The sequence below is a fragment of the Kribbella sp. NPDC006257 genome, from assembly GCF_040613535.1.
Classification (GTDB): domain Bacteria; phylum Actinomycetota; class Actinomycetes; order Propionibacteriales; family Kribbellaceae; genus Kribbella.
The window spans coordinates 8,652-13,789 of record NZ_JBEXSJ010000068.1 but is presented as its reverse complement, the minus strand read 5'-3'; the positions used below and the strand labels follow the sequence as shown (position 1 = coordinate 13,789).

Genomic DNA, 5,138 nt, shown 5'->3' with positions numbered 1-5,138 from the left:
TGTCATTAATTTAAAAATCATATTTTTTTGGGTGGGGCGGGGCGGCGTGATCGCGGCCCGGCGCCGCGCCTTTTCTGTCGGTGGCACAGATTTAACTTGCCGGATGACGGCCGCCCGCGTAATACTCCAAGTGGAACATTCGGGGTGGATCAATCAAGGTGGAGGAGCATGCGTGAGCTGACGCCCCTGGCGATCGCGGTGCTGGCGTTGCTGAACGAACAGCCGATGCACGCCTACGAGATGTACCAGCTGCTTCTGGCCAGACATCAGGACCGGATGCTCAAGCTCCGGCTCGGTTCGCTGTACCACACGGTCGAGCGGCTGGCCGGCCACGGACTCATCCGGGTCACCGGCACCGAGCGGGCCGGCAACCGGCCTGAGCGCACGACGTACGCGATCACCCCGGCCGGCACGAGTGCGCTGGACGCGCGGATCCGGACCGGCATCGAGAAGTACGAGTACGAGTACCCGCTGTTCCCCGTGGTTCTGAGCGAGGCGCACAACCTGGAGGCCGAGGACGCGGTGGCCGGACTGCGGCGCCGGGTCGAGCAACTCCAGGCCGCGGTGGAGGAGGTCGAGGCGATCATCGCCGAGGCGACGGCGCGCGGCGTACCGGAGGAGTACTGGATCGTCGCGGACTTCCAGCGAGCGCAACTGGTCAGCGAGCGCGACTGGCTGACGGCCCTGATCGAACGTATCGAGAGCGAGGACTTGGCATGGTCACACCGCAAGAACAAGTGAGGCCCGAGGTGCGGCCGTGGCCCGCGCTCTGGGCCCTGGTACTGGGCTTCTTCATGATCCTGATCGACTCGACGATCGTCTCGGTGGCGACGCCGGCGATCCTGGCCGACCTGAAATCCGATGTCGGCACCGTGGTCTGGGTGACGAGCGCCTACCTGCTCGCGTACGCCGTACCGCTGCTGATCACCGGCCGCCTCGGGGACAAGATCGGCCCGAAGAAGCTCTACCTGACCGGGCTGGCCGTGTTCACCCTCGCCTCGGTCTGGTGCGGATTCACCGGCACCATCGAGATGCTGATCATCGCCCGGGTCTTCCAGGGTCTCGGCGCGTCGATGATGACCCCGCAGACGATGGCCGTGATCACCCGGATCTTCCCGCCGGACCAGCGTGGCCGGGCGATGAGCCTGTGGGGCGCGACCGCCGGTGTGGCCGTGCTGGTCGGCCCGATCCTCGGTGGCGTCCTGGTCGACGCGCTCGGCTGGCAGTGGATCTTCTTCATCAACGCCCCGGTCGGCGTGATCGGTTTCGTGCTGGCGATGCGGCTGGTGCCGGACCTGCCGACCCACGACCACAAGTTCGATCTGGTCGGGGTGGCGCTCAGCTCGATCGGGTTGTTCTGCCTGGTGTTCGGCATCCAGGAGGGACAGAAGTACGACTGGGGCCAGATCAAGGGCCTGCTGTCGGTCTGGTCGCTGATCATCGCCGGCCTGGTGGTGATCGGCATCTTCCTGGTCTGGCAGGCCCGCAACAAGGGCGAACCGCTGCTGCCGCTCTCGCTGTTCAAAGACCGGAACTTCTCGCTGGCCAACATCGCGATCACCACGGTCGGGTTCGCGATCACCGCGATGGCGTTCCCGCTGATGCTGTACGCGCAGGAGGTCCGCGGCCTCAGCCCGACCCGGTCGGCGCTGCTGTTCATCCCGATGGCGGTCATCTCCGGCGCGCTGGCGCCGTTCGTCGGCCGGCTGGTCGACCGGACACCACCGCGCTTCATCGCCGGCTTCGGGCTGCTGTGCTGCTCGGTCTCGATGTTCTGGCTGAGCCAGGAGCTCCAGCCGGGGATCGCGATCTGGAAGATCCTGCTTCCGCTCGCATTGCTCGGGGTGGCGAACGGCTTCATGTGGGCACCCCTCGGCACGACCGCGACCAGGAACCTGCCGATGCACCAGGCCGGTGCGGGTGCGGGCGTCTACAACACGACTCGGCAGATCGGCGCGGTCCTCGGCAGCGCGGGCATCGCCGTACTGATGGAGTCGCGACTGGCCGCGAACTTGCCGGCGATGCCCGGCGGAGCACCGGGCGAAGGCACCGGTGGCGGCAAGTTGCCGGCCGCGTTGGCGCAGGGTTTCAGCGACTCGATGGGGCAGGCGATCCTGTTGCCGGCCGGCGTCCTGGTGATCGGGTTGGTCGCCGCGCTGATGTTCACCAAGCCGAAGTTCATGCAGCAACGCCCGGCCGACGCACCGGTGGTCGCGGAAGCCTGAGGTCAGCTGATCAAGAAGGCCTGCGTGGCCGAGGCATTCCCGTCGTAGACGGCCTTGGCCACGTAGGTTCCTGGCTTCGCCTGGAGCTGTCCGGGGAGACAACCGGGCGCCGACCGGCGGCCGTTCCACAGCACCGTACTGCCGGTGACCTTGCCCTTGGCAACGACTAGCGTGGCGCGCGGAATCGACTGCTCACATTGGGTCGAGGTCCAGATCTGATCCTTGCCGGAGGCAATCGTCAGGGACAGCACGGTCGGATCGAGTTCCGCCTTGCACTCGTCGCCGAGCGCGGTCAGCTGGATCGCGAAGTTGAGCGCGGCTCCGGAGGCCACCGTCCGCGCCGCCGGGATCAGGTCGACCCGGACATCGGAGCCGGAGCATTTCACGTCCTTCGGCGTCTCCGGTGTCGACGGCTTCTCAGCGGTCTTCGTCGTCTTCCCGGTGGGCCGGCCACCCGGCGTTGGAGTCGGAGTGGTGGTGGGACCACCGGACGGACCTGAGCTCGGGGTCTGGCCCGGATCGGTGGCGGCCGTGTTCTTCGGGTCCTCGCCACCGCCGCCGCCGAACAAGTTGACGAGCAGCACCAGCACGATCACGGTGCCGACGAGGACGAGCCCCCGCCGGAACCAGTAGACGCTGGCGGGCAGGTGCCCGACCGGTCGGAGCAGGCTGCTCATGCTCGCACCTTAAGGTCAGGATTGTGCTCGACATGTCAGACTCGCCGCTCCCGACCGCATCAGCCCTGCACGAACCCGTCCTCGACTGGTACGCCGGCAACGCGCGCTCGCTGCCCTGGCGGGAGCCGGATGCCGGGGCATGGGCCGTGATGGTCAGCGAGTTCATGCTGCAGCAGACACCGGTCGCCCGCGTACTCCCGGCGTACCGGCTGTGGATGGAGCGCTGGCCGAAGCCGGCCGACCTGGCCGCGGAAGCACCAGGAGAGGCTGTGCGGGCCTGGGACCGCCTGGGCTATCCCCGGCGCGCTCTGCGGCTGCACGCGGCTGCCAGGGCGATTGTGGAGCAGCACGGCGGCGTAGTACCGGATGACCACGCTGCACTGCTCGCGCTGCCGGGTGTCGGGACCTATACGGCCGCCGCGATCGCCTCGTTCGCCTATGGACAGCGGCACGCGGTAGTGGACACCAACGTACGGCGGGTGTTCGCCAGGGCCCTCACTGGTACTGCGCAGCCCTCGATCTCGCCGACTGCGGCTGACCAGCGGCTAGCTGTTGCCGCACTGCCCGACGACGAGCCCACTGCGGCTCGCTGGGCCATCGCGACGATGGAGTTGGGCGCGCTGGTCTGCACCGCCCGCTCACCGCGCTGTGCCGAGTGCCCGATCCGCGCGCGCTGCGCTTGGGTGCTCGCCGGCAGCCCGCCGTACGACGGACCGCCCCGCAAAGGCCAGACCTACGAAGGCACCGACCGCCAGGCCCGCGGCCGCCTCCTAGCCGTACTCCGCGCCGCCACCGCCCCGGTCCCCAAAGCCACCCTGGACGCCTGCTGGCCCGAACAAGCCCAGCGCGAACGTGCCTTGGACGGCCTGGTCGCAGACGGCCTGGTAGACCCACTACCTCGGCGGCGCTACCAACTGCCTGGGTAAGACACTGCGAGCCGGCCTGAGGTCTTGCGACCCCGGCCGGCTTCAGTGCGTCGTACTCAGTTCTTCTTGCTGCTGTTCGCCGTCGCCTCGTCGGCGTCGTCGGTGAGCAGGTCCAGCGGCATCGCCGGGCTGCCGGACAACGTGGCCAGCATCTGCCGGACGTTGGTCAGCTGCGCGTTGATGCTGTCGCGGCGCTGCGTCGCGGCCGCCAGCTCACGCTCGGACTCGGCGCGGATCCGCTCGGACTTGTCCTTCGCGGCGGCGACGATCTCCTGCGCCTGACGGTTCGCGTCGGCCAGCTGCTGCTGGGCCAGGCGCTCCGCCTCGGAACGGGAACGGTCGGCCTCGCGCTGCACCTGGGCCGCGCGGTCGGTGACCGCCGCCAGCTGCTGCTCGGCCAGTGCGGTCCGGGCGGCGAACTCCTGCTCGACCTTGCCGCGGCGCTCGGCCAGGGTGGTCTCGAAGGCGGCCGCGGCCTGGGCGGACTTGGCGCGCTCCTGCTCGTACAGCGCCTGGGCCTCGCTGCGACGGGCAGTCGCGTCGCGCTCGGCCTCGTCGCGCATGTCGTCGGCCTGGGTCCGGGCCTCCTCGAGGATGCGGGCAGCCTCGGCGTCGACCTCGCTCTTCCAGTCCAGGGAGTACTGCTCGGCCTCCTTGCGGACCTTCTTGGCGTGCGCCTCGGCGTCGGCGACGATCGCGTCCGCGTCGGTGCGCGCCCGGGTGACCAGATCGCGGGCCTCGTCGTCGGCGAGCGACAGGATCTTGGCGACCCGCTCACCGAACTCGGTGAAGGTCGGGGCCCGGTCCTTGCTCTCCTCCTGGGCGGAGATGACGGCCGATTCGGCGGCGTCCGTCCGGCTCTGCAGCTCCTGTACGTGCCGCTGCAGCTGCTCGGACTGCTGCTGCAGTGCGGTCAGCGAGGTGGTCAGCTCACGAACGTGCTGGTCCACCTGGGCAGGCTCGTAGCCACGCAGAACGGTGCGGAACGGAGTTGGGGCTTCACTGCTCATGTCTTCTGATGCTCACTTCGGTGGGTGGGTGGATCACACATTGTCACTGACAAGGATCTGACTGTCACGTCCTCATCCTGATTCCCCCGTGGAACCCTCGCTGGACGACATTCCACCACCTGGACGGAACCCCGGTACAGCGAGTGCCTCGATCACACCCGAAAGCTGGGTGAGCTCCTTGGTGATCTCGTCGCGGCGCTGGTTCAGCGCCGCGACCCACGCCGCGGCGTCGGGGGGAACTTTACAGGCCAGCCCGCGCCCCACGACGGCGTTCTAGCGGGCGAGTGCCGAGATGACCCG

At 68.6% G+C, this 5,138-nt stretch carries 6 protein-coding genes; 4 read left to right on the top strand and 2 right to left on the bottom strand.

All coding sequences use genetic code 11. The features are described 5' to 3' along the window. From ABZ004_RS40155 to ABZ004_RS40145, 3 genes are all read left to right on the top strand, one after another. The coding region (locus tag ABZ004_RS40155) for a hypothetical protein (protein ID WP_355687519.1) at positions 1-181 on the top strand (181 nt) is incomplete at its 5' end. Next, complete coding sequence (locus tag ABZ004_RS40150) at positions 169-741, top strand: PadR family transcriptional regulator (protein ID WP_355687518.1); 573 nt, start codon at positions 169-171, stop codon at positions 739-741. The genes ABZ004_RS40155 and ABZ004_RS40150, both read left to right, overlap by 13 nt. Continuing rightward, a complete protein-coding gene (locus tag ABZ004_RS40145) occupies positions 717-2,225 on the top strand; it encodes a DHA2 family efflux MFS transporter permease subunit (RefSeq protein WP_355687517.1) in 1,509 nt (502 codons plus the stop codon). The genes ABZ004_RS40150 and ABZ004_RS40145 overlap by 25 nt, the downstream gene beginning before the upstream one ends. Positions 2,226-2,227: 2 nt before the next feature. Here the strand turns inward: ABZ004_RS40145 and ABZ004_RS40140 are convergent, their stop codons facing one another. Next, positions 2,228-2,902, bottom strand: a complete 675-nt coding sequence (locus ABZ004_RS40140; RefSeq protein ID WP_355687515.1) for a hypothetical protein — start codon at positions 2,900-2,902, stop codon at positions 2,228-2,230. 32 nt (positions 2,903-2,934) lie between these two features. On the opposite strand from ABZ004_RS40140, the gene ABZ004_RS40135 reads away from it, so the two are divergent. After that, positions 2,935-3,828, top strand: coding sequence for an A/G-specific adenine glycosylase (locus ABZ004_RS40135; RefSeq protein ID WP_355687514.1), 894 nt, complete (start codon positions 2,935-2,937; stop codon positions 3,826-3,828). Positions 3,829-3,884: 56 nt separating this feature from the next. Here the strand turns inward: ABZ004_RS40135 and ABZ004_RS40130 are convergent, their stop codons facing one another. After that, positions 3,885-4,838 carry a hypothetical protein gene (locus ABZ004_RS40130; RefSeq protein ID WP_355687512.1) on the bottom strand — a complete coding sequence of 318 codons (954 nt, stop codon included), beginning with the start codon at positions 4,836-4,838 and terminating at the stop codon, positions 3,885-3,887. Between the last annotated feature and the right edge of the window lie 300 nt (positions 4,839-5,138).

Bases quoted from the DNA above. Each gene is read 5' to 3' on its own strand.
- ABZ004_RS40150 (WP_355687518.1), top strand. From the start codon at position 169: ATGCGTGAGCTGACGCCCCTGGCGATCGCGGTGCTGGCGTTGCTGAAC.
- ABZ004_RS40145 (WP_355687517.1), top strand. From the start codon at position 717: ATGGTCACACCGCAAGAACAAGTGAGGCCCGAGGTGCGGCCGTGGCCC.
- ABZ004_RS40140 (WP_355687515.1), bottom strand. From the start codon at position 2,902: ATGAGCAGCCTGCTCCGACCGGTCGGGCACCTGCCCGCCAGCGTCTAC.
- ABZ004_RS40135 (WP_355687514.1), top strand. From the start codon at position 2,935: ATGTCAGACTCGCCGCTCCCGACCGCATCAGCCCTGCACGAACCCGTC.
- ABZ004_RS40130 (WP_355687512.1), bottom strand. From the start codon at position 4,838: ATGAGCAGTGAAGCCCCAACTCCGTTCCGCACCGTTCTGCGTGGCTAC.